Origin of the sequence: Halorubrum sp. Eb13 (assembly GCF_002252895.1) — an archaeon.
In the GTDB taxonomy this organism is placed as follows: domain Archaea; phylum Halobacteriota; class Halobacteria; order Halobacteriales; family Haloferacaceae; genus Halorubrum.
The window spans coordinates 1-24,750 of the sequence record NZ_NHPE01000036.1; the positions used below are offsets into that span (position 1 = coordinate 1).

Annotated in this window: 17 protein-coding genes; 2 read left to right on the forward strand and 15 right to left on the reverse strand. The window is 69.7% G+C overall.

Translation table 11 applies throughout. From position 1 onward, the window contains the following. Positions 1–759, reverse strand: a 759-nt coding sequence (gene larE / locus DJ75_RS04095; RefSeq protein WP_094522804.1) for an ATP-dependent sacrificial sulfur transferase LarE, incomplete at its 3' end; no start/stop codon positions are given. Between the two features lie 104 nt (positions 760–863). On the opposite strand from larE, the gene DJ75_RS04100 reads away from it, so the two are divergent. Then, entirely contained in the window at positions 864–2,873 is a 2,010-nt protein-coding gene (locus tag DJ75_RS04100) for a helix-hairpin-helix domain-containing protein (protein ID WP_094522806.1), read from the forward strand. Between the two features lie 17 nt (positions 2,874–2,890). Here the strand turns inward: DJ75_RS04100 and DJ75_RS04105 are convergent, their stop codons facing one another. The 4 genes from DJ75_RS04105 to DJ75_RS04120 all read right to left on the reverse strand — a co-directional run bounded on the left by DJ75_RS04105 (position 2,891) and on the right by DJ75_RS04120 (position 9,736). Beyond that, complete coding sequence (locus DJ75_RS04105) at positions 2,891–3,271, reverse strand: RidA family protein (protein WP_094522808.1); 381 nt, start codon at positions 3,269–3,271, stop codon at positions 2,891–2,893. Between the two features lie 117 nt (positions 3,272–3,388). Next, positions 3,389–4,261 (reverse strand): hypothetical protein, encoded by an 873-nt coding sequence (locus DJ75_RS04110; protein WP_094522810.1) that lies wholly within the window; start codon positions 4,259–4,261, stop codon positions 3,389–3,391. 97 nt (positions 4,262–4,358) lie between these two features. Then, positions 4,359–7,310, reverse strand: coding sequence for an excinuclease ABC subunit UvrA (gene uvrA / locus DJ75_RS04115; RefSeq protein WP_094522812.1), 2,952 nt, complete (start codon positions 7,308–7,310; stop codon positions 4,359–4,361). Between the two features lie 179 nt (positions 7,311–7,489). Further along, a complete protein-coding gene (locus tag DJ75_RS04120; protein WP_094522814.1) occupies positions 7,490–9,736 on the reverse strand; it encodes a twin-arginine translocase subunit TatC in 2,247 nt (748 codons plus the stop codon). A 124-nt stretch (positions 9,737–9,860) separates the two neighbouring features. Here DJ75_RS04120 and DJ75_RS04125 point away from each other — a divergent pair, with 124 nt between their 5' ends. Next, positions 9,861–11,045, forward strand: a complete 1,185-nt coding sequence (locus DJ75_RS04125; RefSeq protein WP_094522816.1) for a twin-arginine translocase subunit TatC — start codon at positions 9,861–9,863, stop codon at positions 11,043–11,045. A 379-nt stretch (positions 11,046–11,424) separates the two neighbouring features. On the opposite strand, the gene DJ75_RS04130 is transcribed toward DJ75_RS04125, so the two are convergent. The 10 genes from DJ75_RS04130 to DJ75_RS04175 all read right to left on the reverse strand — a co-directional run bounded on the left by DJ75_RS04130 (position 11,425) and on the right by DJ75_RS04175 (position 24,402). Beyond that, the gene (locus DJ75_RS04130; protein WP_094522818.1) at positions 11,425–14,529 is read right to left on the reverse strand and encodes a hypothetical protein; all 3,105 of its coding nucleotides are present in this window, start codon (positions 14,527–14,529) and stop codon (positions 11,425–11,427) included. A 508-nt stretch (positions 14,530–15,037) separates the two neighbouring features. Beyond that, positions 15,038–15,937, reverse strand: a complete 900-nt coding sequence (argF, locus tag DJ75_RS04135) for an ornithine carbamoyltransferase (RefSeq protein ID WP_094522820.1) — start codon at positions 15,935–15,937, stop codon at positions 15,038–15,040. Positions 15,938–16,012: 75 nt separating this feature from the next. Then, positions 16,013–17,206, reverse strand: coding sequence for a [LysW]-lysine hydrolase (locus DJ75_RS04140; RefSeq protein ID WP_094522822.1), 1,194 nt, complete (start codon positions 17,204–17,206; stop codon positions 16,013–16,015). Next, on the reverse strand, positions 17,206–18,333 hold the full coding sequence (locus DJ75_RS04145) for an aspartate aminotransferase family protein (protein ID WP_094522824.1): 1,128 nt from the start codon (positions 18,331–18,333) through the stop codon (positions 17,206–17,208). The genes DJ75_RS04140 and DJ75_RS04145 overlap by 1 nt, the downstream gene beginning before the upstream one ends. Next, entirely contained in the window at positions 18,330–19,256 is a 927-nt protein-coding gene (locus tag DJ75_RS04150) for an acetylglutamate/acetylaminoadipate kinase (protein ID WP_094522826.1), read from the reverse strand. The genes DJ75_RS04145 and DJ75_RS04150 overlap by 4 nt, the downstream gene beginning before the upstream one ends. After that, entirely contained in the window at positions 19,253–20,341 is a 1,089-nt protein-coding gene (argC, locus tag DJ75_RS04155) for an N-acetyl-gamma-glutamyl-phosphate reductase (protein WP_094522828.1), read from the reverse strand. The genes DJ75_RS04150 and argC overlap by 4 nt, the downstream gene beginning before the upstream one ends. Beyond that, positions 20,338–21,246: a lysine biosynthesis protein LysX gene (gene lysX / locus DJ75_RS04160; protein ID WP_094522874.1), complete on the reverse strand. Its 909-nt coding sequence runs from the start codon at positions 21,244–21,246 to the stop codon at positions 20,338–20,340. The genes argC and lysX overlap by 4 nt, the downstream gene beginning before the upstream one ends. 41 nt (positions 21,247–21,287) lie before the next feature. Then, on the reverse strand, positions 21,288–21,476 hold the full coding sequence (gene lysW, locus DJ75_RS04165; protein WP_094522830.1) for a lysine biosynthesis protein LysW: 189 nt from the start codon (positions 21,474–21,476) through the stop codon (positions 21,288–21,290). 223 nt (positions 21,477–21,699) lie between these two features. Further along, the gene (gene argH / locus DJ75_RS04170; protein WP_094522832.1) at positions 21,700–23,172 is read right to left on the reverse strand and encodes an argininosuccinate lyase; all 1,473 of its coding nucleotides are present in this window, start codon (positions 23,170–23,172) and stop codon (positions 21,700–21,702) included. After that, the gene (locus DJ75_RS04175; RefSeq protein WP_094522834.1) at positions 23,173–24,402 is read right to left on the reverse strand and encodes an argininosuccinate synthase; all 1,230 of its coding nucleotides are present in this window, start codon (positions 24,400–24,402) and stop codon (positions 23,173–23,175) included. Positions 24,403–24,750 lie beyond the last annotated feature (348 nt).

Genomic DNA, 24,750 nt, shown 5'->3' on the forward strand with positions numbered 1-24,750 from the left:
CGCGTCGGCGAACGCGGGGTCGAGCGCGCGCTCCAACTCGTCCGGCGCGATCTCGACGCGCGCCAGCCCGTCGTGGTCGCGGACGCGGAACCCCTCGAACCCCCACTCGCGGAGCACTCGCTCGGCCTTCTCCACCCGAGTGAGACGCTCCTCCGTCACCTCCAGCCCGGTCGGGATCCGCGAGGAGAGACACGCCATCGACGGCTTGTCGGCGACCGACAGACCGTACGCGTCCGCGATCGCCCGCACCTCCGCCTTCGAAATCCCGGCGTCCAACAGCGGCGAGAACACGTCCAGCTCCTCGACCGCCCGCAGGCCGGGGCGATGCCCCTCGCCGGGGTCGTCGGCGTTGGTCCCGTCGCAGACGGTGCCGATGCCCAGCTCCTTGGCCGCATCGTACATTCGGCCGAGCCGCATGGTGCGGCAGTGGTAACACCGGTCGCCGTCGTTGGCGACGAAGTTCGGGTCGTCGAGCTCGGAGAAGGTGACCGTCTCGTGGCGGATCCCGATCTCGCCCGCGACTCGATTCGCGTCGTCGAGCTCCGCGGCGGGCAGGGTCTCGCTCCGCGCCGTGCAGGCGACCGCGTCGTCGCCGAGGGCGTCGCGCGCGAGCGCGGCGACGACCGCGGAGTCGACGCCGCCCGAGAAGGCGACGAGGACCCCGTCGCGCTCGGCGAGGGCGTCGCGGGCGGCCGCCGCCTTCGCCGCCGTCTCCGGGTCGAGCGCGTCCCCGTCGGCGGCGAGGGTGTGATGGCTCATGGCCCCGCGTTCGCGGGCGGCGGGAAAAAGCGCGTCGGCCGCGGCGCGGAGACGGGATCGCGACCCCCCATCCTTTTGCGCGTCGCCGCGATAGCGGCGAGTAGATGGATCTGGAGGCGATCCCCGGCGTCGGGGCGAAAACGGCGGACGCGCTGCGCGACCTCGACGATCCCGCCGGGACCGTCGAGTCGGGAGACGTCGCCGCGATCGCCCGCGCGCCCGGCGTCAACGAGGCCCGCGCGGCCCGGATCGCCCGCGGCGCGATCCGCCGGCGACACGGCGACGACGGCCGCGTGCTGGCGACCGACCGCGCCCGCGAGGTGTACCGAGAGGCGATCGACCTGCTGCGCGAGCGCACCGTCACCGACTACGCCGCCAAGCGGCTGGAGACCTTTTATCCGAGCGCGTCCGCCTCGCGGATCGAGGAGGCGCAGTCGTTCGTCGAGGCGGCGATCGAGCGCGATCCCGTCCCCGCGGTCCGCGAGGCGCTCGCCGGCGTCGAGCCCCTCGCCGACCCGCCGACGGTCCGGGTGCGAGACCGCTGTCTCGCGACCGCCGACGCCGAGACGCTCGCCCGCGCGGAGTCCGCCGCCCCGGAGCTGTCGGTCGAGACCGTCGAGAACGCCCGCGACGTCTCCGAGCTCGCCCGGTCGTACGCGACCGTGATCGTCCTCGACGAGGAGTTCGCGGGGCTCGACGTCGAGGGCGACGTCCACGTTCGCCCGAACGCGCTCGATGAGCCCGCCGAGACCGTGCCCGAGCGCCTGCTCTCCTTCTTCGCCGCGAACCGCGAGCGGCTGGAGGCGGCCGCGGCGGTCCACGAGGCGGCCGCGACCGCGGGCGACCCCGTCTCTGACGGCGATCCCGCCGCGGACCCAGACCGTCTCCGCGACGCCCTCGCCCGGCTCGACGACGACGGAACCGTCGTGGGCGACGAGGAGCTGACCCGACTGACAGCCGCCGTCGACGACCTCGACGCCGCGGTGTCGACCGCGGAGTCGGTCGCCGACGACCGCCTCCGAGAGGCGATCCGCGAGCGAGACGTGACGATCGAGGGGACCGACTTCCTCTCCTTAGTCGAGCAGGGCGCCCGCGTCGACTCCCTGCTTGACCGCGAGCTCGCCGACGAGTACGACGAGGCGATGGCCCGCGCCCGCGAGCACCTCGCCGACGCGCTCCGTCTGGCGCCCGAGGAGGCGGAGCTCGCAGACCGCGTCTTCGGCGGCGACCCCTCGTTTCCGGTCGACCACGACGAAACGGCCGTCTCCCGGCTCAAGAACGAATTGACCGCCGCGCGCGACCGGCGCGCGGCCCGGCTGAAGGCCGAGCTGGCGAGCGACCTCGGCGAGCTCCGCGAGCCCGTCGAGGACCTCGTCCGGGACGCCCTCGAACTCGACGTGGAGCTCGCGATCGCGCGGTTCGCCGCCGACTTCGACTGCGTCCTGCCCGAGGTGGTCGGTCCCGAGTCGTCCGACTCGGGCTTCCGGATCGAGGGCGGTCGCTCCCCCCTCCTCGACGTCGACTTCGCCGACGCCGAGCCGGTCGACTACGCGGTGTCTGGCGCGACGCTCCTCTCCGGGGTCAACTCCGGCGGGAAGACGTCCACGCTGGACCTCGTGGCGCTCGTGGTCGTGCTCGCCCAGATGGGGATGCCCGTCCCCGCCGCGTCGGCGACGGTCGAGCGCTTCGAGGAGATCCACTACTACGCGAAGTCGCAGGGCACCCTCGACGCGGGCGCGTTCGAGGCGACTCTCCGCGACTTCGGCGACCTCGTCGAGGGCGCCGACGGTCGGCTCGTCCTCGTCGACGAACTGGAGTCGATCACCGAGCCCGGCGCCTCCGCGAAGATCATCGCGGGCATCCTGGAGGCGCTCGACGGGCAGAACGCGACCGCCGTCTTCGTCTCCCACCTCGCCCGCGAGATCCGCGACGCGGCCGACTTCGACGTCGCCGTCGACGGGATCGAGGCCGAGGGGCTCGTCGACGGCGAACTGCGGGTGAACCGCTCCCCGCGGAAAGGACACCTCGCGCGGTCGACCCCGGAGCTCATCGTCGAGAAGCTCGCCGGCGACCGCGACACCGAGTTCTACGGGGACTTACTGGAGAAGTTCTGACCAGGGAGCGGTCGTCCTCAGTCGTCGCCCAGCTCCGCCGTGACCGTGATCTCGACGTCGAGCGGCGCGGGGAGCCGGGACACCTCGACGCAGGTCCGCGCCGGGTACGGCTCCGAGAGGAACGACCGGTACGCCTCGTTCACCGCGTCGTAGTCGTCCATGTCGGTGAGGTAGGCGGTCGCCGACACGATGCGGTCCGGCGTCGTCCCGGCCGCCTCCAGTATCGCGGCGACGTTTTCGAGCGTCTGCGTCGTCTGTTCGGCGACCGATTCGGGCGCCTCGCCCGTGTCGGGGTCCACGCCCGTCTTCCCCGAGACGTGGACCGTGTCGCCGGAGACGATCCCCTGCGAGTACGGGCCGAGGGCCTCCGGCACGTCGTCTGTCGTTATCTCTCGCATCGGTCGGAGCGACGGCGTGCCGAGGTATCAAGATGCGGGTCGCTCACAGGTCGGGTCGCCCGATGACCGGTATCGCCGGCGCCGGCCGACGACCCGCGACCGACTCGGCGGGACCGTTCAGAGCCAGACGAGGCGCCACTCGTCGCCGGCGGTCGCGACGAGCCACTCCAACTCGGTGCCGTTCGCGCTCCGGTCGCCGTCGAGGGTCACCGCAACGACGGCGTTCTCCGCGGCGATCGCCTCGACGGCCTCGTCGTCCACCCAGGCGTTGAAGAAGTCGGAGACGCCCCTGATTCGCTCGGCGCCGACGTCCCTCGAGACGACCTCGGCGTCGGCGAGGTCCTGTCGCCGAGCCCCGTCGAAGAAGCCCGGAACGTCCGCCGCCACGTCGGACAGCGGTGAGACGGGGTGGGAGAGCTCGTCGACGTCGTCCGCGAACGCCTCGGCGCTCTCGGCCGCCTCGGCCCGACGGTAGAACTCCCTGACGACCGCCGCCGGCCCCTCGGGTTCGCCGGGCCACACGAGCCGCCACTCGTCGTCGTCGGTCGCGACCAGCCACCGGAGCTCGAACTCGCCGCCGTCGACCCCGTCGTCCGCGACGATCGCCGAGACGACGGCGTTCTCCGCCGCGATCGATTCGACCTCCGTATCGTCGAGCGACGCGGCGAGGAAGTCGGAGATCGACCGGATCCGGTCGGCCGAGACGTCCTCCGCGACGACCGCCGCGTCCGCGAGCTCCTGGCGGAGAGTGGCGTCGAACGCCATCGGCACGTCCTCGGCGAGACGCGAGAGCGGAGACGCGCCGTGCGCGAGGTCGCGGATGTCGTCCGCGAAGGCCTCGGTGTCTCCGGCCGCGCTCGCCCGCCGGTAGTACTCCTCGACGACCGTCGTGGGACCGTCGGCGTCGACGCCGCCGGCGATGGAGGTGCGTCCGGCCGCGAGCGCGAGGACCGCTACGCCGCCCGCAGAGAGGAACGAACGTCGTTCCATACCGGGACACCACGGATAGTTGAAACAAAACGATTTTCCCAATTTCGCCCGGAATCTCACCGCAGAGACGCCCGCGCGCCCTTCGGCGCTCCGACGCTCAGTCGTCGTCCGCGGCCGCGGGCTTCCGACGGTCGTCGCGCGGCCCGGCGATGTCGACGTCGGGGAGCAGATCCCGGAGGTACCGCCCCGTGTGAGAGTCGTCCTCGCGGGCCACGGCCTCCGGGGTCCCGCTGGCGACGAGTTCGCCGCCGCCCTCGCCGCCCTCGGGCCCGAGGTCGACGATGCGGTCGGCGTTCTTCACCAAGTCGAGCTCGTGCTCGATGACGACCACGGTGTTGCCGCCGTCGACGAGGCGGTGGAGCACGTCGATCAGCTTGCGCTCGTCTTCCTTGTGGAGCCCCGTCGTCGGCTCGTCGAGGAGGTAGAGGGTGTCCCCCGTCGCCTTCTTGCCGAGCTCCTCGGCGAGCTTCACGCGTTGGGCCTCCCCGCCCGAGAGCGTGGTGGAGGGCTGACCGAGCTCCATGTAGCCGAGCCCGACGTCTTTCAGCAGTTTCAGGCGGCGCTGGAGCCCCTGGTGGCTCTCGAAGAAGTCGTACGCCTCCTCGACGCTCATGTCGAGCACGTCGGAGATGGTCGCGCCCTTATACGTGACGTCGAGCGTCTCGTCGTTGTAGCGCGCCCCCCCGCACTGCTCGCAGGGGACGTACACGTCCGAGAGGAAGTTCATCTCGATCTTCACGGTCCCCTGGCCGCCGCACTCCTCGCAGCGCCCGCCCTTCACGTTGAACGAGAAGCGACCCTTCTCGTAGCCGCGGCGCTTGGAGAGCTTCGTCTCCGCGAACAGCTCGCGGACGTAGTCGAACACGTCGGTGTACGTCGCGGGGTTCGAGCGCGGCGTCCGCCCGATGGGCGACTGGTCGATGAGCCGCACCGTCTCGACGTTCTCGATCCCCTCGATCGCGTCGTGCTCGCCGGGGTCGACCGAAGTGTTGTCGTTCATCTCGCGGGCGAGCCCCTTATAAAGGACGTCGTGGACCAGCGTCGACTTCCCGGAGCCGGAGACGCCCGTGACGGTCGTCAGCGTGCCCAGCGGGATCGATACGTCGAGGTCCGTGAGGTTGTGCTGGCGGGCGCCCCGCACGGTCAGTTCGCCGTCCGGCTCGCGGCGCTCCTCGGGCACCGGGATCTCTTCTCGGCCCGCGAGGTAGTCGGCGGTGACCGACTCGTCGGCCGCGACGATGTCGTCGAAGTCGCCCTGCGCGACCACCTCGCCGCCGCGCTTACCGGGGCCGGGCCCCATGTCGATGATCTCGTCCGCGCGGCGCATCGTCTCCTCGTCGTGCTCGACGACGACGAGGGTGTTCCCGAGGTCGCGGAGCCCGGTGAGCGTGTCGAGCAGACGGTCGTTGTCGCGCTGGTGGAGCCCGATCGACGGCTCGTCGAGGACGTACAGCACCCCGACGAGCCCGGAGCCGACCTGCGTCGCGAGCCGGATGCGCTGGCTCTCGCCGCCGGAGAGCGTCGACGCCTCGCGGTCGAGCGTGAGGTACTCCAAGCCGACTTCCTCCATGAAGCCGAGACGCGCGCGGATCTCTTTTAAGATCTCCTCGGCGATCGTCGTGTCGCGCTCGCCGAGCCGGTCTTCCATCCCCTCGAAGTGCGCCCGGGCGTCGGCGATCGACATTTGGTTCACTTCGGTGATCGGCGTGCCGTCGACGAGCACGTGGCGCGACTGCTCTTTCAGACGGGTGCCCTCGCACTCCGGGCACGTCGTCACGGCCATGAACTCCTCGATGTGGTCGCGGGCGCGCTCGGAGTCGGTCTCGACGTGGCGTCGCTCTAAGTTCGGGATGACGCCCTCGAACCGCTCGGTCTTCTCGCGGGTGCCGTTCTTCGTTCTCCACTCGAAGTGGACGAGGCCGTCGGTGCCGTAGAGGAACTGCCGCCGGATCGCCTCGTCGAGCGCCTCGAAGGGCGTCTCAAGCGAGACGCCGAAGTGGTCGGCGACGTTGTCGAGCTGCCGGGAGTAGTAGGTGCGGTCGTAGCTCCACGGCTCGAAGACGTGTTTGAGCGGCTTCGAGGGGTCGTCGATTACGAGGTCCTCGTCGACCTCCTTCGTGGAGCCGATCCCCTCGCACTCGGGACAGGCACCGTACGGACTGTTAAAGGAGAACGAGCGCGTCTCGATCTCGGAGAACTGGAAGTCGGAGTTGGGGTTGCCGAGCTCCTCGGAGAACTCGACGACCAGTCGGTCGTCGCCGTCGGCGTCCTCGGCGAGCGACCCGGTCGAGCGCGTGTTGGAGGCGAAGGGGACGTCCGCCGGCGGCTCCGGGACGATCAGCTTGAGCGCGCCGCCGGCCTCCTCCAAGGCGGTCTCCACGGAGTCGGTGATCCGCGAGCGAGCGTCTGGCGAGACGGTCACGCGGTCGACGATCACGTCGATGGTGTGGTCGTAGTTCTGGTCGAGCTCGGGGTCGTCGAGCGTCAGGTCGACGGGCTCGCCGTCGACCTCGACGCGGGCGTACCCGTCAGAAACCAGCTCCTCGAACAGCTCCTCGAAGGCGCCCTTCTGGTCGCGGACGACCGGCGCGGCGATCTTCGCGCGGGTCCCCTCGGGCAGTTCGAGGATCGGGCTCACCATATCCTGCGCGGACTGCTCGCCGACCTCTTCGCCGGTGACGGGGTCGTACTGGGTCCCGATCCGGGCGTACAGCAGTCGGAGGTAGTCGTGCAGCTCGGTGACGGTTCCCACGGTCGAGCGGGGGTTGTTCGCGGCGTTCTTCTGGTCGATGGAGATCGCGGGCGAGAGCCCCTCGACGGCTTCCACCTGCGGCTTGTCCATCTGCCCGAGGAAGTTACGGGCGTACGCCGACAGCGACTCGATATACCGGCGCTGTCCCTCGGCGTACACCGTGTCGAACGCGAGCGACGACTTCCCCGACCCGGAGAGCCCGGTGACGACGGTGAACTCCTCGCGCGGGATCCGGACGTCGAGGTCCTTGAGGTTGTGTTCCTCGGCGCCGCGGACCTCGATGTAGTCCTTACTCATTTCGTCCGCTCATAACGTGCGCGCGCGGGAATACTCGTCGGTCGCGGCGGCGCCTCGCTCGGTCTCGCGGGCCGCGGTACCCGCGCTCGGTCGGCCTCGACGGCCGCGCTCAGCTACCCTTGACGCCCGCGCCCAGCTACCCGACGCCCGCGCTCAGCTACCCCCGACGCCAGCGCCGGTCAGGGCTCGATGACCCGCGAGGGCGGCGAGAGGTTCCGGCGCCCGCCGAACGTGACGAGGAACAGCAGGCCGACGCCGACCCCGTACGCCGCCATCAGCGGGAGCGTCGCGAGGATCATCGTGATCACGTCCGCGGGGGTGAACACCGCCGCGAACAGCATGATCCCGACGGTGACCTCGCGCCAGCGGCTCCGGAAGACGCGGTAGGGGACGCCGGCGTTGTTCAGCAGGATCATGGCGATGGGGATGTCGGCGAGGAAGCCGATCCCGATCGTCGTGTAGACGACGAGCCAGAGGAAGTCGCTCACCTGGTAGGTTATCACCATGTCCGCGAGCCGCGCGTCCGTCACGAGCCAGCCGATGAGCCCCGGCGCGATGTAGGCGTACCCGAGCGCGAAGCCGCCGAGGAGTCCGCCGAGCAGTGCGCCCGCCCAGAGGTACACCTTCCAGATCCGTCCGGCGACGAAGCCGCGCTCGCGGAGGGACGGCCACGCGTAGTAGAGCGCGACCGGGAACACCGCGACGATCCCCAGCAGTATCGAGAACTTCACCATGAAGATCAGCGCCTCGACGGGGTGGAGCGTGATGATGTTGATCCCGCCCTCGACCTCGGCCGGGACGCGCCGTTCGAGGTCGTTGCGCACCGTCTCGAGCCCGCCGAGGTACAGCCACGTGAACGCCGCCGCCATCACCGAACCGAAGACGGCGACGAGCCGGAACGACCGCGAGCGCAGCGAGTCGAAGATGAACTTGAGGTCGGTGTAGTACCCCCCGATGTCGTCTTCGGCCTCCTCCTCCTCGCCGTCGGTGAGCTCGGAGAGGAACGTCGAACTCGCGCGCGAGGTCCGGTCCTGCATCGTCCCCATCAGCCCGCCTTGGTCGCCGCCGCCCGCGCCGCCGGTCCCGCCCGACCCGGTCGCGTCGGCGTCGCCGCTCTCGTCGCCGTCGGCGCTCTCGTCTCCGCCGTCGCCGTCCCCGTTCACCTCGTCGAAGCGGTCGAGGATCGCCTGCGCCTTCGTCGGGTCGTCGTCGTCGATGGCGGCCTGCGCGAGCGCGAGCGACTCCTCTTCGTCCATCTCCGCGAAGGCGGCGGCGGGCGCGGCCCGGACGCCCGCGGCGTCGAGTTCGCCCACGTCGATCGCGGCCGGATCGCCGTACTGGTACCCCGCGCTCGTCGTGTCGAGGTCGGCGTAGACGGCCCACAGCGTCGCGACGGCGACGAACACCAGCGCCCAGACGGCGGCGTAGATCCCCGCGGCGGTCGCGGTGTCGACGCCGAGGCCGGCGCCCGGTTCGAGGAACCGCCAGTCGCTGTTGACCAGCCGGAGGAGGTCGTTGACCGCGGTCCGACCGCCGTACTCGTAGAAGGCGTACACGAGCCCGCCGCCGAGGACGGCCGCGCCGCCGACGACGTTCCAGTGGTTCCGGGCCGCGCCGAGCACGTCGATGCGGTCGGAGCTCCGCTGGGCCGTCACGACGAGCTTCGCGAGGTAGAGGCTGAAGCCGTAGAGGGCGATCAGCGGGAACGCCCACATCAGCTGCGTGAACGGGTCCGGCGGCGAGAACACCGCGCCGAAGACGAAGATGGCGACGACCGCGTAGCGCCACTTGTCGCGGAACGTCTCGTACTGGACGATCCCCGAGTACGAGAGCCCGGTGATCAGGAGCGGCATCTGACCGGCGAGGCCGAACGACAGCGAGAGGAAGACGATGAACTCCGTCCACATGACGATGGAGTACGTCGGCTGGATCCCCGCCTCCAGCCCGAAGCCGGCCAGGAAGGAGAACATGATCGGGAAGAACGCGTACACCCCGTAGCCGACGCCGACGCTGAACAGTCCGACGCCGAGGAGGCCGATCCCCGCGAGCTTCCAGCGCGGGATCGGCGACTGCGGCCACGCGCCGCGGGCGCGGAGCTCGTCGCGGGAGACGTAGATCAGCGGCGGGATCGCGACGATAGCGCCGACGATCAGTCCGATCTTCGCCTGGAGGAGGATCACCTCGAACGGGGTGGTCGCGATGACGTCGGCCTCGGCGGCGACCGCGGGCGACATGTTCGACTTGGTGACGGTGTACAGGAACTCCCAGATGTACGTGCGGAGCGCCCAGAACGTCGCGAGGAAACCCAGCAGGAAGACGACGAACACCTTCTGAAGGTCCTTCTGGATCGACCGCAGGAACGCCTTCGCCGACTCGCGTCCCTCCGCGAGCGACTGCTGGGTATCCTCGTCGAGGGCACTCGCCATACGAAAGGGGATGTCCGTCCCCGTTATCAACCTTTTCGACCCGCCCCGCGCGCCGCGAGCCGCGGGGTCGCGCTCGGCTCCATCCGAAAAGGCCTATAGTCGCCCGGTCGCGTAGGTGAAGTGAATGGACGACTCGGACCGGTCGCGCGACGAGCCATCGGCCCCCGAGGACGGCTCGGTCGACGACGCCACCAGCGACGGCGGCGGCACCGACGCGGGCGGAGACGAGCCGGACTCCGTCGGGACGGACTCCGTCGAGCCCGGGGTGTCCCCGGAAGTCACGCCCGAAGTCGACGGGGCCTCGGACACGGACGAGGCCGGCGACGCGGCCGAGGACGCCGATGCGACCGACGACGAAGACGGGAGCGGGACCGACGGCGCTGACGACGCCACCGGTGAGACGGGCGAGCGAGACGAGAGCGAGGACCCCGACGATCCGTCCTTCGTCCCCGACGACGACGCCGCGACCGCGGAGAGCCTCGGCGACGGCGGGACGCCGGCGACGGCCGAGGACGCGGCCGCGGCCGGTGCGGTCGAGGACGCGACGATCGTGGACGACGGCGCCGACGACTCCTTCGAGGGGTTAGAGGCGCCGGAGTCGGACGAGGAGATGCCGCTGGCGGCCCACATCGAGGAGATGATGCGGCGGCTCGCCGTCGTCTTCCTCTTCGGCGGGCTCGCGACGCTCGTCGTGGTGACGGAGTCGACGGAGCTCATCAACTACTTCTGGAGCTACCACATCCCCGCGCCGCTGGAGAACCGCCCGCGGCTGTACGGCCCCCTCGAACTCCCGCTCACGCGGCTGAAGGTCGCCGGGCTCGCGGGCGTCGTCGTCGGGCTCCCGGCGTTCGTCTACCAGACCTACCGGTTCATGAAGCCCGGCCTCTACGAGAACGAGCGGCGCTACTACCTCGCGGCGGTCCCGACGAGCCTCATTCTCGGCGGGATCGGCATCGCGTTCGCGCACTTCCTCGTGTTGCCGGCCATCTTCTCGTATTTCACCACCTACACCTCCGACGCCGCGACGATCGCGTTCGGGCTCGCGGAGACGTTCAACCTCATCGTCATCATGCTCGCGTTCATGGCGATCGTCTTCCAGATCCCGCTGTTCATCATGCTCGCGATCATGATGAACCTCGTCACCCGGCAGTGGCTGGAGGCGAAGCGCCTGCTGTTCTGGGGGGCGTTCCTCGGGATCGCGTTCCTGTTCAGCCCCGACCCGACCGGGATGGCGCCGATCATCGTGACGCTCACGATGATCGCCCTGTACGAGGGGACGCTCGCGATACTGCGCTGGACCGGGAACTAGATCGCGGTTCGAATTTCTGGCCTCGTTAGTACCCCCATACGGTGGATCGGTTTCGGTACTGAATCCCTAGTGTCGGTCGAACGCGAACACGGTGCGCGCGTGTCAGACGGAATCACTCGCAAGTTCGATCAGGCAAAGTCCGAAGATAAGTCCCGGACGTCGCCTATCTCTGGACGCGGTCGCTCCTCGTCGGTATCGCCTTGGAGGCGCCAAACGACACGGTCGACGTGCTCTCCGATGGCTGATTCGCGATCGACGAAGGGGGAGAGGCTGGGATACGTCGGTGAGCTCCCGTCGCTTACGGAGCCGTGACCGGTGGGGCCCGATGCCCCTTGAGATCCGGTTCAGTCGGTTTGCCGCCGCCCCGTGCGGCTCGATCTCACAGGCTCTGTGGCGGGTTCTGTGCCGGCTTGTCCATGTAGATCATCCCGATGACGTTGTGCTGTTTGGTGTTACCGCGCCGCTGTTCGGCGCTGATCTTGGCACCGCCGGGCGCCGGGTCGTACCAGTTCTGATCCTCGACGTCGACGCGGATGACGACGTCGTTAGCGCCGGGGTGATTCGGGTCGTAGATATTGATATACGTCTTGCCGCCCGACTCCGTGTAGTCGTACGCGAGCACCTGGTGGTTGTCCCAGAGTTGGCCGTCACCCGCGCGGACGTACACGAGTCCGACCACGACGGGCCGGCCGGTGTCGAGCGCGTCCTTCACCCGGCGGAACTCCGAGACGGACTTGGCGCGTGTGAACGTCGACGGGAGGTAGAACTTGAGGAACTTCGCGAGGTCGTTCCATCCGCTGGCGTGGTCGAACGTATCGAGCTGGCGCTCCCAGAGGTAGTTGAACAGCCGACCGGACTGGGGCGTCCTTACTCCCTCCGGAATCGCCCGGTCGTGCATGAAGAAGTCCTTGGCGGCCAGCGCCATTCCGCCGCACAGCCCGTACTCTCGGTCGATGTTCTCGATCTGGTTGTCGATGTTCGCCGGCAGATCCGGGATGTTCGGCATCTCGTTGAACGAGTTGCCGAATTCGAAGCCGTGACAGCTCGGCCGGAACTCGTCGATCGGGCGGCGATTGCCGAGCACGAGCTGCGGCGCGACTAAGTAGCCGATCGTCTCGTCGTTGTGGGCGCCGTCGCGGTTCTCCTCCTCTTGAACCCGGACATCGGCGCCGCGCCTGTTCACATTGCGATTTCGCGTGACGATTTCGTGCCATCCGTTGTACGTCTGGCAGTGACTGACGAGGACCGGGTTGCACTCGAACGTCTCGGCGTACGAGTAGTCGTTGTTGTCCTCGTCGTCGTCGAACTCGTGGTCCGCGACCGTGGTGCCGGCCTCGATCGGGAGGTCGCCCTCGAGTTCGTGGACGCCTTCCTCGAGTACGACGTACCCGATCTCCTCTCGATCGTGGCTGCCGTCGAGGTAGTTCCACTCCTCGATCTTGACGTCGAACGAGCCCGAGTCGACGTTCCGTATGCGGGTGTGCGACGGGTTCTCCCCGTTGTACGTCATGAGTTGCGCGAACGCGACCGGGTTCGCGTAACTGCCATCGAGAGACACGGTGTGCCACGTCTCACGATCGGGTTGGTCTGTCGCGAGTACGCCGGCCTCGCCGATGAGCGTGTCGGCGTCGTCGTGGATCCGCCCACTGGCTGTCGCGAAGATCGCGACGTCCTCGATCGTGTGAGCCATGTCGTCGTCAGCGGACTGCTCCTCCTCGAGGAACAGCTCGAACCCGCTGGAGCCGACGTTGCGCATCCGAACCCCCACAGGATTACCGCCGTTGAACGTCTCGACCGATGCGAGCGCTACCGGGTCGGTCGACGGCACGCCGGCTAGGCTGCTGTCGACCCATTCCTCGGTCGCCTCCACGAGCCCCGTCGTGACAGGGGGCGTGCTCCGCGGTGCGGCGACGTATCCTATCGTCTCGGTTTTGTGTTCATCGTCACGACCCTGTTCTTCCTGCACGCGGATCTCCGCGCCGCTCGCCGACACGTTCCGGTGTCGCGTGACGATCTCGTTCGTCCCGTTATACGTCTGCGATCGCGACACCAAGACCGGGCTGTGTCCGACCGGGCCGCTGAAGCCGACGTTCGTCCAGCCGTCGTCGCCCCGTGTCGTCCCGACCTCGACGGTCTCACCGCCGGCGAGGTCGTGGACGCCTTCCTCGAGCACGACGTACCCGATCTCCTCTTCGTCGTGTCGGCCGTCGAGGTAATCCCACTCCTCGATCTGGAACTCGAACCGGTCCGCGGAGACGTTTCGGATGCGGCCGTGACACGGGTTCGAACCGTTGTGGCTCATCACCTGCACGAACGCGACCGGGTTCGCGTAGCTCCCCTCGAGATCGACCGCATGCCACTCTCCGCGCCCCGGCTGGTCGGTTCTGAGCACGCCCGCTTCGCCGATCCGGGCGCCGGCGTCGTCGTACAGCGGTCCGGTCCCGGTCCTGAGGTAGCCGATCGCCTCCTCGTTGTGGTTCATCTCGTCGTCTGCGGACTGCTCCTCCTCGACGAACACCTCCATCCCGCCCCGTCTGACGTTCCGCAGCCGGGCGTCGGCGGTATTCGTCCCGTTGTAGGTGTCGATCGATGCGATCACGACGGGGTCGGACGGTCTGGCTCCGGAGAACCGGACGCCCGCTCTCTCGTGCGTGGTAGCGACGTGCTCGGCGGGCATCGCCGAGCGGAGCTGCGGCATCGCGAGGTAGCCGACCGTCTCGCTCACGTGGGCGCCGCCGCGTGCCTCCTCCTCCTGCAGCCGGACCGCCGCACCGGACCCGGAGACGCGGCGATTCCGCGTGACGACCTCATGAGCTCCGTTCCGGGTCTGACACCGCGTAATGAGTACCGGGTCTGTTCCGAGGTCCTCGCCGAAGAGGGCGTCCGACCAGGCATCCGTCTCGGACCTCGTCCCGACCACGAGCGGGACGCCGCCGTCGAGCTGGTGGGTCCCCCACTCCAGCACGACGTACCCGATCCGCTCGGTGGTGTGCTGGCCGTCGAGGTAATTCCACTCCTCAATCTGGAACTCGAACTCGGAACCGTAGCCGCCGCTGACCGATCGGAGCCGGACGTGACACGGGTCCGAGCCGTTGTAGCTCATCACCTGCGCGAACGCGACCGGGCTCGTGAATTCCCGTTCTAGGCTAACGGTGTGCCACTCGCCCTCGTCGGTCTGGTCGGTCGTGACGACTCCGGCCTCGCCGATGGTCGTCCCCGATTGGTCAGTAATCGGGCCGGCCTCGGTCGCGAAGAAGCCGATCTCTTCGACGTTGTGTCTGATCTCGTCGTCCGCCGACCGCTCCTCCTCGACGAACAGCTCCATCGTCTCGGACTCGGCGTTCCGCATGCGGACGTCGGCGGTGTTGTGGCCGGCGTACGTGTCGATCGACGCGAGCACGACCCGGTCGGATGCTGCCGACGGTAGCTCGAGTTCGCCCCATTCGTGCGAAGCTGCCACTCGCCCTGATAGCTGTTCTACCATGTTAACAAACGACACTGTCGCACATTATATAATTATTTGACACTTCATCAGATAATTCATGTGATAAGAACCTCAATTGTGCACCTATCCGTCTTAAGCTAATCGGAGCGTTCAGAGAACGCCCGCTGTTAGAAACGTGCTAACCGGTGGATACCCGGCTTTCACCCGATTCGGTGATAGAGGAGCGTTTGGTAAATCGCTTAACGAATTTTCGGCTGCACAGACCGGCTCTGGCAACCGGGTTCGACCAGCGCAATGGCGAGAAACCAGTGGCTGATCTCTTGGTTTGACCGCCAGCAATCTCATTCGTTGCGCCTCGTCCTCGCCGCTGTCTGCTTGAGTCTCACCCGACTGCACCGCCCCGTACCTCACGCCCCCCTACCCCGCGGCTCACTACGTTCGCCGCCTCCCTCGTGCGTGCTGCTCGCGGCCGTGGGGCGCTCGCAGGCACGCGCCACCGCACATCACTTATCAATAGTCCTGTGCCACGCTCGGCTTCCGCTCCTCCTCACTCCCCGCCGAGCAGTTCGACGAGCAGCGCGTTCTGCGCGTGCATCCGGTTCTCCGCCTGGTCCCAGACGAGGGCGCGGTCTGACTCCAGCACGTCGTCGGTGACCTCCTCGCCGCGGTGCGCGGGCAGGCAGTGCATCACCTTCGCGTCGGTGCCCGCCAGCAGGTCCGCGTTCAGCTGGAACCCGTCGAAGGCGGCGAGCTTCTCCTCGCGCAGGTCCTCCTGCCCCATCGAGATCCACACGTCGGTGTAGACGACGTCGGCGCCGTCGATCGCGGCCTCGGGGTCCGTGGTCGGCTCCACGTCCGCCCCGAACTCGGCGGCGCGGTCGAAGACGTCGGGGTCCATCCCGTAGTCGGCTGGGGTGGCGACGGAGACGTCGACGCCGGCCATCGCGGCGCCGACGACGAACGACTGCCCGACGTTGTTGCCGTCGCCGACCCACGCGACGGTGGCGTCCTCTCCGACCGTCTCGCGGATGGTGAGCAGGTCGGCGAGCGTCTGGCAGGGGTGCGCCTCGTCGGTGAGCCCGTTGATCACGGGGCAGTCGGCGTACTCGGCGAGCGTCTCGACGTCCTCGTGGTCGAACAGCCGGGCCATCACGCCGTCGACGTACCGGCCGAGCACGCGCGCGGTGTCCTTCAGCGGCTCACCGTGGCCGAGCTGGATGTCGTCCGGCCCGAGGAACATCGCGTGGCCGCCGAGCCGGGTCATCCCCGTCTCGAAGGAGACCCGCGTGCGCGTCGAGGGCTTCTCGAAGATCATCCCGAGCGTCGCGTCGCCCAGTCGGGGGTCGGTCTCGCCCGCCTTCATCGCGGCGGCGCGGTCGAGCAGGGCGTCCAGTTCGGCGGGCGTCACGTCGTCGATGTCGAGGAAGTCGTCGGTGGCGAGTGGCATCGTGTGGTGTGTGGTGCGTGTGGTCCGTGGTGTCGTTCGAAAACGGTCGCGTGTCGGTGCTCGCGAGGCGTCAGGTCACAGTCGCTTCCGACAGACGTCGGTCAGGACGGTCACGGCGCGGTCCAGCTCGGAGAGCGGGAGCCGCTCGTCCGGCGCGTGGTCCAGGTCCGAGTTCCCGGGGCCGTAGGTGACCATCGGGCAGTCCCACGCCGCCGCGAAGAGGTTCATGTCGCTCGTCCCGGTCTTCCGGAGCAGGCGCACGTCGCCGCCGGCGCCCCGGATCGCGACGCGGAACGCCCGCGCCAGGCCGGTCCGCGGGCTCTCCATCACGGGCGGCATCGGGTCGCCCCAGTGGACCGACCCGGTCGACAGCTCCGCCTCCGCGAGCTCGTGGATCTCGTCGACCGGTCGGGAGGGCGGCACCCGCAGTTGGACGTCCATCGTCGTCTCCACCGCGAGCCCGTCGTCGCTCAGCCCGCCGTCGATCGAGATGGGCTTGGTCGTCACCTGATCGAACACCGCGGTCTCCGGGTCCTCGGGGGTGAACGCCTCCTCGACGCCGTGCCACCAGTCGATCGCGTGCTGGATCGCGTTCGGCTCCGGCCGCGAGGAGTGGCCCGACTCGCTCGTGTTCACGTACGTCCCCTCAAGCAGGCCGCGGTAGCCGAGTGTGATCCCGGCCCAGCCGGAGGGCTCGCCGTTGATCACCGCCTCCGGCGCGTCGCGGTCGTCGATGAGGTGTCTCGCGCCGCCGGAGTCGACCTCCTCGCGGACGACGCCCGCGAACGAGACGCCCGTCTTCACCGCCGCGACCGCCATCGAGACCAGCGGTCCCGTCGCGTCGACCGCCCCGCGACCCCACAGCACGGGCTCGCCGGGCTTGCCGACGCGGACGTCGGACGGTTCGGGCAGTTCGCCTTCGGGGGGCGACGCCCGCACCTCGACCGGGATGTCGCCCGGGACCGTGTCGACGTGCGAGGTCAGGAGGACGGCGTCGTCGGCGGGCGCCCGGACGTTCCCGCCGTCGTCGACCCACGCGTCCCGACCGTTCGCCTCGAAGAAGTCGACGAGCCGCTCCGCGGCCCGCTCCTCTTCGCCCGAGGGCGAGGGGATCGACACCATGTCGTACAGCAGCTTCCGGGCCGGCGTGTCGCAGGCGGCGGGGTAGCCCCCGCCGGCGACGACGTCGGTCCCGGCCGCGGACGACTCGGCCGCCGCGTCCTCGGCGTCCGACTCCGCGCCGCTCTCGCGTCCCTTCCCGGTCGCCATCACCCGATCACCTCCGCGAGGGCGTCGACGACCGCGTCGGCGTGCTCGCGCTCGATCGTCAGCGGCGGGAGCAGGCGCAACACGGTCCGGCCCGCCGGCAGCGCGAGGATCTGGTGGTCGATCGCGAGGTCGCGAAGCAGGCGGTTCGAGCCGCGCTTCACCTCGATGCCGATCATCAGGCCGTCGCCGCGCACGTCGCGGACCTCGTCGCCGAGGCGCTCCTCGACCTGCCCGCGGAGGTACGCGCCGACCTCGGCGGCGTGGTCCGGGAGCCCCTCGCGCTCGATGACGTCGAGCGTGGCGCCTGCCGCCGCCGACACCACGGGCCCGCCCGAGAACGTCGAGCCGTGGTTCCCGGCGTCCTCGGCGATCCAGTCGCGGCACAGCGTCGCGCCGATCGGGAGCCCGCTGCCGAGCCCCTTCGCGGTCGTGAGGACGTCCGGGACGACGTCGTGCTTATCGGCCGCCCATAGCGACCCCGTGCGGCCGAGTCCGGTCTGGATCTCGTCGAGGATCATCGCCGCGCCCGACGTCGCCGTCGCGACGCGGACCGCCTGCAGGTACTCGGTGTCGGCGGGGTTGATCCCGCCTTCGCCCTGGAGGGGTTCCAGGATCACCGCGGCGGTCTCGTCGTCGACGGCCTCGCGCATCGCCTCGGCGTCGCCGTACTCGACGAACTCGACGCCGCCCGCGAGCGGCTCGAACCCGTTCTTATACTTCTGTTTCCAGGTGGTCGCGAGCGCGCCCATCGTCCGACCGTGGAACCCCTGGGTCGTCGCGACGATCTTCTCGCGGCCCGTCGCGTGCCGGGCGAACTTCAGCGCGGCCTCGTTGGCCTCCGTGCCGGAGTTACAGAGCCAGACGTTGTCGACGTCGACCGGCCCAGTCTCGGCGAGCCGCTCGTACAGCGCCGTCCGCGCCGCGTGCGGGTACGACGCCTGCACGTACATGAGCTCTTCCAGCTGGCTCGTCGCGGCGTCGACGACCTCGGGGTGGCAGTGACCGACCGGCGTGCAGGCGTAGCTCGCCCCGAAGTCGAGGTACTCGGTGCCGTTGGTGTCCGTGACGTACACCTCGTCGCCCGAGGCGATCTCGATCGGCTTCTCCGAGAAGACGAAGCCGCTCACGCGGTCTCGCCTCCGCTCTCGGCCTGATCTGCGACCGCCGACCGCTCGATCGCCGTCCCCTCGCCGCCGAGCGCGGCGACGATCGGGTCGTTGACGTTGGCGTCGGCGACGACGACGCGCCCGGCGCCGCCGGAGAGCGCCTCCGTCGCGGCCATCACCTTCTTGCCCATGAACCCCTCGGCGGCGTCCTCGACCGCCGCCAGATCGTCGGGCGTCGACGCCGACTCGATCAGCGTGTCGGGGTCGTCGGGGTCCGCGTACACGCCCGCCACGTCCGTCAGCAGGACGAGGTCGGCGCCGAGCGCGCCGGCGACCGCGGCGGCCGCCCGGTCGGCGTCGGCGTTGACCGGCGTGACGCCGCCGTCGCTCTCTCTCCCCTCCATCGGGGGCGAGACGACGGGAGTGTAGCCGTCGCCGAGCAGTCCCGAGAGGAGACCGGCGTTCACCGACTCGATCCGCCCGGAGTGCTCGCCGCGGCGGATCTTCTTCTTGCCGTCCTCGACCACGCGGACCGCCGACTTGCGAGGCCCAGAGAGGAGCCCGCCGTCGACGCCCGAGAGGCCGACCGCGTCGACGCCGGCCTCGCGGAACCGGGCGGTCAGCTCCGTGTTGAGCTTCCCGGCCATCGCCATCGTGAACGCCTCCATCGCGTCCGCGTCGGTGAACCGGCCCGTGACGCCGGAGGCGGACTCGACGTACTCCGGCTCCATGCCGAGCCGCTCGATCGTCTCGTCGACGACCGTGGAGCCGCCGTGGACGACGACGATCCGCCGCCCGTCGGCGGCGAGGCGGGCGACGTCGCCGACCGCGCCGGCCGGGTCGACCGCCTTCGCGCCGCCGATCTTGACGACGACGGGGGGCTCGTCGGCGGGGTCGCCCCCGCCGTCGGCGACCGCGACCGTCGCGTCGCGCCCGCCCCTCATGGCGATCCCACCGGGTGGAGTCCCCCGAACTCGAGACCGGCGGTCTCCGGCAGTCCGAGCGCGACGTTCGCCGCGTGGACCGCCTGGCCCGCCGACCCCTTGGTCATGTTGTCGATCGCCGAGAAGACGACGACGCGCCGGTTGCCGGGGTCGAGCTCGAAGCCGACTTCGCCGTGGTTCGTGCCCGCGACCGACTTCGGCTCTGGGTAACGGTAGACGCCGCCCCCGCCGGAGACGATCCGCATGAACGGCTCGTCGGCGTACGCGCCGCGGTACGCCGTCCACAGGTCCCCCTTCGAGACCGGCTCGTCGGGGAAGACGTGGCAGGTCGCGCTCGCGCCGCGCACCATGTCGACCGCGTGGACGGTGAAGGAGACGTCGAGTCCGAGGTACGCCTCGATCTCCGCCTCGTGGCGGTGTCCGGTCGGGGCGTACGGGCGGACCACGCCGGAGCGCTCCGGGTGCGAGGAGGCCGCGCCGCCGCCGGCGCCGCCCTCCGAGGAGCCGACCTTCACGTCGACGACGACCTCGCCCGCGTCCGGGCCGAGCGCACCGGCGTCCACGAGCGGCTTCAGCCCGAGGATCGTCGCCGCCGCGTTGCAGCCCCCGCCGGCGATCAGGTCGGCGCCGGGGAGGTTCTCGCGGTTGATCTCGGGGAGCGCGTACTCCGCGCGCTCCAGGTACTCCGGCGACTCGTGGCCGTCGTACCACTCGTCGTAGGCGTCGGCCTCGGGCAGCCGGAAGTCGGCCGAGAGGTCGACGACGGTGTCGGCGACCTCGAAGTACTCGTCGATCCGCCCCATCGAGACGCCGTGCGGCGTCGCCGAGAAGAGGACGTCGACCGACTCGAGGTCGCCCGGGTCCGAGAAGCGCAGGTCGAGTCCGCGCAGGTTCGGATGCGACCGGCCGACGGTCATGTTGTCCGCCGACCGCGACGTGGCCTGCACCACGTCGAACGCGGGGTGGCCGGCGAGGAGCCGCAGCAGCTCGCCGCCGGTGAACCCGGTGCCGCCGACGACGCTCGCGGTGTACGTCTCGTCGGGCGTCGCGTCGTCCGCGGCGGTCGCTCCGGACTCCGCCGTCATGCGGTCGCCTCCGTGGCGTCGTCGTCCGCGGCGTCGCCGTCGGCGGCCGCGGCGGCCTTCGCCTCCAGCCAGTCGACGACTTCCGCGGGGACGTCGACGTCGGTGGCCGCGTCGAGCGCCTTGAACTCGACGGTGTGGTTCACCTCGTGGACGGTGTACTCGCCGGAGTCGGTCCCGCCGACCTCCATCAGGTCGACACCGAGCATCCCGCCGCCGACCGCCTCGCTCGCGCGCTCGACCAGTTCCAGCGCGCGGTCGTCGAGGTCGAACGACGCCGTCTCGCCGCCCTTCGCGGCGTTCGTGAGCCAGTGGTCAGACGACCGAGTCATCGCGGCTATCGGCTCGCTGTCGACCGCCAGCACGCGGATGTCGCGGCCGGGCTTGTCGACGAACTCCTGCACGTAGAACACCTTGTGCTCGTAGTGGCCGAGCGTCTCCTTGTGCTCTAAGATCGCCTCGGCCGCGTCCCGGGTGTCGATCTTCGCCATCAGCCGGCCCCACGAGCCGACGACGGGCTTGAGCACGCAGGGGTAGCCGAACGACTCGATCGCCTCCAGCGCGGCCTCCTTCGTGAACGCGACCTCGGTCGCCGGGGTCGGGACGTCCGCCTCGGCGAGCGCGAGCGAGTTCTTCGCCTTGTCGGCGCAGACGTCGCCCGTCTCCGGGCCGTTCACGACCGGGACGCCGTAGCTGTCGAGGAACCGCGCCGCGTACAGCGAGCGGCTCGTCGACAGGCAGCGGTCGACGACCAGATCGAGGCCGTCGACGTTCGCGGTCGTCGACTCCAGGCCGAACCGCTCCTTGCGTACGTCGATCTTCTCGACGTCGTGGTCCCGGTCGCGGAGCTCGTTGAGCAGGAGCTTCTCGTCCTTCCGGATCCGGGAGTAGAGGATCCCTACGCGCATGTCGACCACTCGGGAGTCGCGGTCGCGGCGATCGTCGCCATCTACTCGCCCCAGTCCTCCTCGAGTTCGGGGGCCTCCTCTAACACGACGGGGTCCAGCGAGATGACCTCCAGCTCGGTCCCGGTGACCGGGCTGTCGATGATCTCGCCGACCTCGACGTCGGCCGGAAGCTCGATCTCCTCGCCCGTGATCGGGTCCTCTGCCAGCAGCGTGTCGGTGTCGGTCGTCATCGTGGCAGACACTCGACTGCGAACGGTGATAAAGGCTTCGAACTTATTGGATAGTTTACATAAAATGGATCGGCCGCTAACGGAAGCAGTTCGGCGAAATCGGGCCGTATCGAGATCGGATGTCAGATCTCGGTAGTAAATGTGTTCCCCTTACGGGGACGGTCGTCGACGTCGGTCGGGGGGGCGCCGACCGAGGCGACGAACGCCGAGCGGTCGTCGCGGCTCAGACATAGCGATCGACCTCCGCGCCCAGCGCCTCGCTCGCGGCGGCGAGCGCGTCGCGCTCCGCCGCCAGCGCGTCGCGGTCCGCCTCGATCCCGGACTCGACGACGGCGAGTTCCTCGGCGACCGCCTCGGGGGCCGGTCCCCCGGCGGAGTCGCGGCTCGCCACGCTGGCCGCGGGGTCGAGCGCCGACTCCAACTCCTCGCGGCTCACGTACGCCGAGAGGGGCTCACCGGTCACGTTTCGAGTGCCCTCGTCAACTTTTGCGGCCGCCGCGTCTGGCGAGTCGTCGTCACCCACCGTCTCCGCGGCCGTCGCGACGATCTCGTGGGCCGTCCGGAACGGCAGCCCGCTCATCGCGAGCAGGTCGGCGACCCCCGTCGCCGTCGAGAAGCCGTCGCCCGCGGCGCCCGCGAGCGCCGCCGCGTCCCAGTCGGCCGTCGCGACCGCGCCCGCCGCGACCTCGGTCGCCTCCCGCACGTCGTCGGCGATCTCGAACACGCCCGCGTGGGCGCGCTGGAGATCGCGGTTGTACGCGCGCGGGAGCCCCTTGAGCAGGCTCAGCGTCCCCGTCGCCTCCCCGATCGCGTCGCCGGCGACGCCGCGGGTCAGCTCCAGCGTGTCGGGGTTCTTCTTCTGCGGCATGATTGACGACGTGGACGAATACGCGTCCGACAGCTCCACGAACCCCTTGTTCGAGAAGAGGATGAGGTCCTCCGCGAGCCCCGACAGCGTCGTCGCGAGCGTGGCGCAGGCGGTCGCGCCCTCCGCGAGGAAGTCGCGGGCCGACGCCGCGTCCGTGGAGTTCCGGACCTGACCGTCGAACCCGAGCAGCTCGGCGGTGCGGTCGCGGTCGATATCGAACGGCGTCCCGGCGAAGGCGGCCGCGCCGAGCGGCGACCGGTTGACCCGGTCGTACGCGTCGAGCAGGCGCTCGGTGTCGCGCGCGACCCCGCCCTCGTACGACAGCAGGTAGTGCGCGACCGTCGTCGGCTGGGCCGGCTGGAGGTGCGTGTAGCCGGGCATCACGGTCTCGGCGTGCTCGCTCGCCACCTCGACGAGCGCCTCGCGGAGCGCGACCGTGGCCTCGGCGGCCGCGAGCAGGTCCTCACGGAGCCGGTACCGGATGCAGGTCGCCACCTCGTCGTTGCGCGAGCGGGCGGTGTGCATCCGCCCGCCGTCCGGCCCGACGCGGTCGATGACGGCCGTCTCGATCGCCTCGTGAACGTCCTCGCCGTCCGGGAGGTCGCCGTGACCGGCGGCCTCCACGTCGTCGAGCGCGCCGAGGATCTCGCCGGCGACCGCGTCGTCGACGATCCCCCGCTCGGCGAGCATCACCGTGTGCGCGCGGTCGACCGCGAGGTCCGCCTCGAAGATGGCCGCGTCGGCCGCGAGGCTCGACAGGAACTCGCGGGCGGGGCCGCCGCTGAAGCGGTCGCGCCGGACGGCGGTGCCGGGATCGTCGTCGGTCATCTATTCGGACTCGCCGTCGGTTCCGCTCCCGTCGGTCGCCAGTTCCGGCTTCGACACCGACGCCTTCACGTCGTTGGCGAGGCGCTCCTGGAGCCCGTGGTACTTCGCGACGCCCGTGGCGTCGGCCTGCGCGATGCCGGCGACGTCCTCGGTGTTGAACGAGGCCATCTCCTCGGAGTAGACGGCGTACTCGGAGTCGCGGGCGACGACGCGGCAGTTCCCGCCCGACACCTTCACCGTGGCCGTGCCGGTCACCACGTCCTGCGTCTCGTCGACGAAGGCGTTCAGGGCGTCGACGACGGGCGCGAACACGAGGCCCTGGTACGCCTTCTCGGACCACTCCTGCTCGATCCCCTTCTTGAACGAGCGCTCGTTCTTCGTGAGCACGAGGTCCTCCAGCGCCTGGTGGGCCGTCAGCAGGACGGTCGCGGCCGGGTGCTCGTAGTTCTCGCGCACCTTCAGCCCGAGCATGCGGTCCTCCATCACGTCGGTGCGGCCGATGCCGTAGCCGCCGGCGTACTCGTTGAGGTGCTGGATGAGCGGCACCGGGTCCATCGCCTCGCCGTCGACGGCGACGGGGACGCCCTCCTCGAACGTCACCTCGATGGTGGTCTCGCCCTCCGGCTCGGCGGTCCACTCGTAGATGTCCTCCGGCGGCTCGTAGTCCGGGTCCTCCAGCTTGCCGCCCTCGACCGCGCGCGACCAGATGTTCTCGTCGATGGACCAGACGCCGCCGTCGCCGGCCTCGACGGGCAGGTCCTTCTCGGCCGCGTAGTCGATCTCCCACTCGCGGGTGAGCCCGAGCTCGCGGACGGGCGCGATGACCTCCAGATCCGAGCCGCGCCAGACGGCCTCGAACCGGAGCTGGTCGTTCCCCTTCCCCGTGCAGCCGTGCGCGATGGCGTCACAGCCCTGATCCTCGGCGACGCCCAGGATCGCCTCGGCGATGACGGGGCGCGCGAGGGCGGTCCCGAGCGGGTAGCCCTGGTACGTCGCGTTCGTCTTCACCGCGTCGAAACACAGGTCCGCGAACTCCGCTTTCGCGTCGACGACGTGGAGGTCGAGCCCCAGCGCCTCGGCGGTCTCCTCGGCCTCGTCGAACTCCTCGGTCGGCTGCCCGACGTCGACGTTGACGCCGATGACCTCGTCGTAGCCGTACTCCTCTTTCAACAGCGGCACGCAGACTGTGGTGTCGAGTCCCCCACTGAACGCGAGTGCAACGGTTGCCATTACAGGAGTACACTGGGTTCACACTCTTAAATTCACCGCTTTAGATATAGTAAGAAAAAGGCAGCGGCGACGCTATCGGCGGACACAGCTGTCACTCTACGGGACGAAACGGCGCGAACGCGACGAGGGATGAAGATTACTGGCCCGAGGGGGCCCGTCGTCGCGCCGCGCCGGAAGCCGGTCGCGGCGGTCGGACGCCTCGTCGCGGTCGCGGGGCTCGTCGGCCTCGGAAGAGGGCGGCGTCGAGACGAGCCTCCGCGGTCATCACCAGTACTTAGTTTCGTTCCGAGATAAAAACGTTCCGCACCGGCGGCCCGATCGCAAGCCTTGCCGCCCGCGGCGAGGTCC

Coding starts and splice junctions, on each gene's coding strand:
- DJ75_RS04105 (WP_094522808.1), bottom strand. CDS start 3,271: ATGCGAGAGATAACGACAGACGACGTGCCGGAGGCCCTCGGCCCGTAC.
- DJ75_RS04100 (WP_094522806.1), top strand. CDS start 864: ATGGATCTGGAGGCGATCCCCGGCGTCGGGGCGAAAACGGCGGACGCG.
- DJ75_RS04125 (WP_094522816.1), top strand. CDS start 9,861: ATGGACGACTCGGACCGGTCGCGCGACGAGCCATCGGCCCCCGAGGAC.
- DJ75_RS04150 (WP_094522826.1), bottom strand. CDS start 19,256: ATGAGGGGCGGGCGCGACGCGACGGTCGCGGTCGCCGACGGCGGGGGC.
- lysX (WP_094522874.1), bottom strand. CDS start 21,246: ATGCGCGTAGGGATCCTCTACTCCCGGATCCGGAAGGACGAGAAGCTC.
- DJ75_RS04110 (WP_094522810.1), bottom strand. CDS start 4,261: ATGGAACGACGTTCGTTCCTCTCTGCGGGCGGCGTAGCGGTCCTCGCG.
- argF (WP_094522820.1), bottom strand. CDS start 15,937: ATGCCACTCGCCACCGACGACTTCCTCGACATCGACGACGTGACGCCC.
- argC (WP_094522828.1), bottom strand. CDS start 20,341: ATGACGGCGGAGTCCGGAGCGACCGCCGCGGACGACGCGACGCCCGAC.
- argH (WP_094522832.1), bottom strand. CDS start 23,172: ATGACCGACGACGATCCCGGCACCGCCGTCCGGCGCGACCGCTTCAGC.
- DJ75_RS04175 (WP_094522834.1), bottom strand. CDS start 24,402: ATGGCAACCGTTGCACTCGCGTTCAGTGGGGGACTCGACACCACAGTC.
- uvrA (WP_094522812.1), bottom strand. CDS start 7,310: ATGAGTAAGGACTACATCGAGGTCCGCGGCGCCGAGGAACACAACCTC.
- DJ75_RS04130 (WP_094522818.1), bottom strand. CDS start 14,529: ATGGTAGAACAGCTATCAGGGCGAGTGGCAGCTTCGCACGAATGGGGC.
- DJ75_RS04120 (WP_094522814.1), bottom strand. CDS start 9,736: ATGGCGAGTGCCCTCGACGAGGATACCCAGCAGTCGCTCGCGGAGGGA.
- lysW (WP_094522830.1), bottom strand. CDS start 21,476: ATGACGACCGACACCGACACGCTGCTGGCAGAGGACCCGATCACGGGC.
- DJ75_RS04140 (WP_094522822.1), bottom strand. CDS start 17,206: ATGGCGACCGGGAAGGGACGCGAGAGCGGCGCGGAGTCGGACGCCGAG.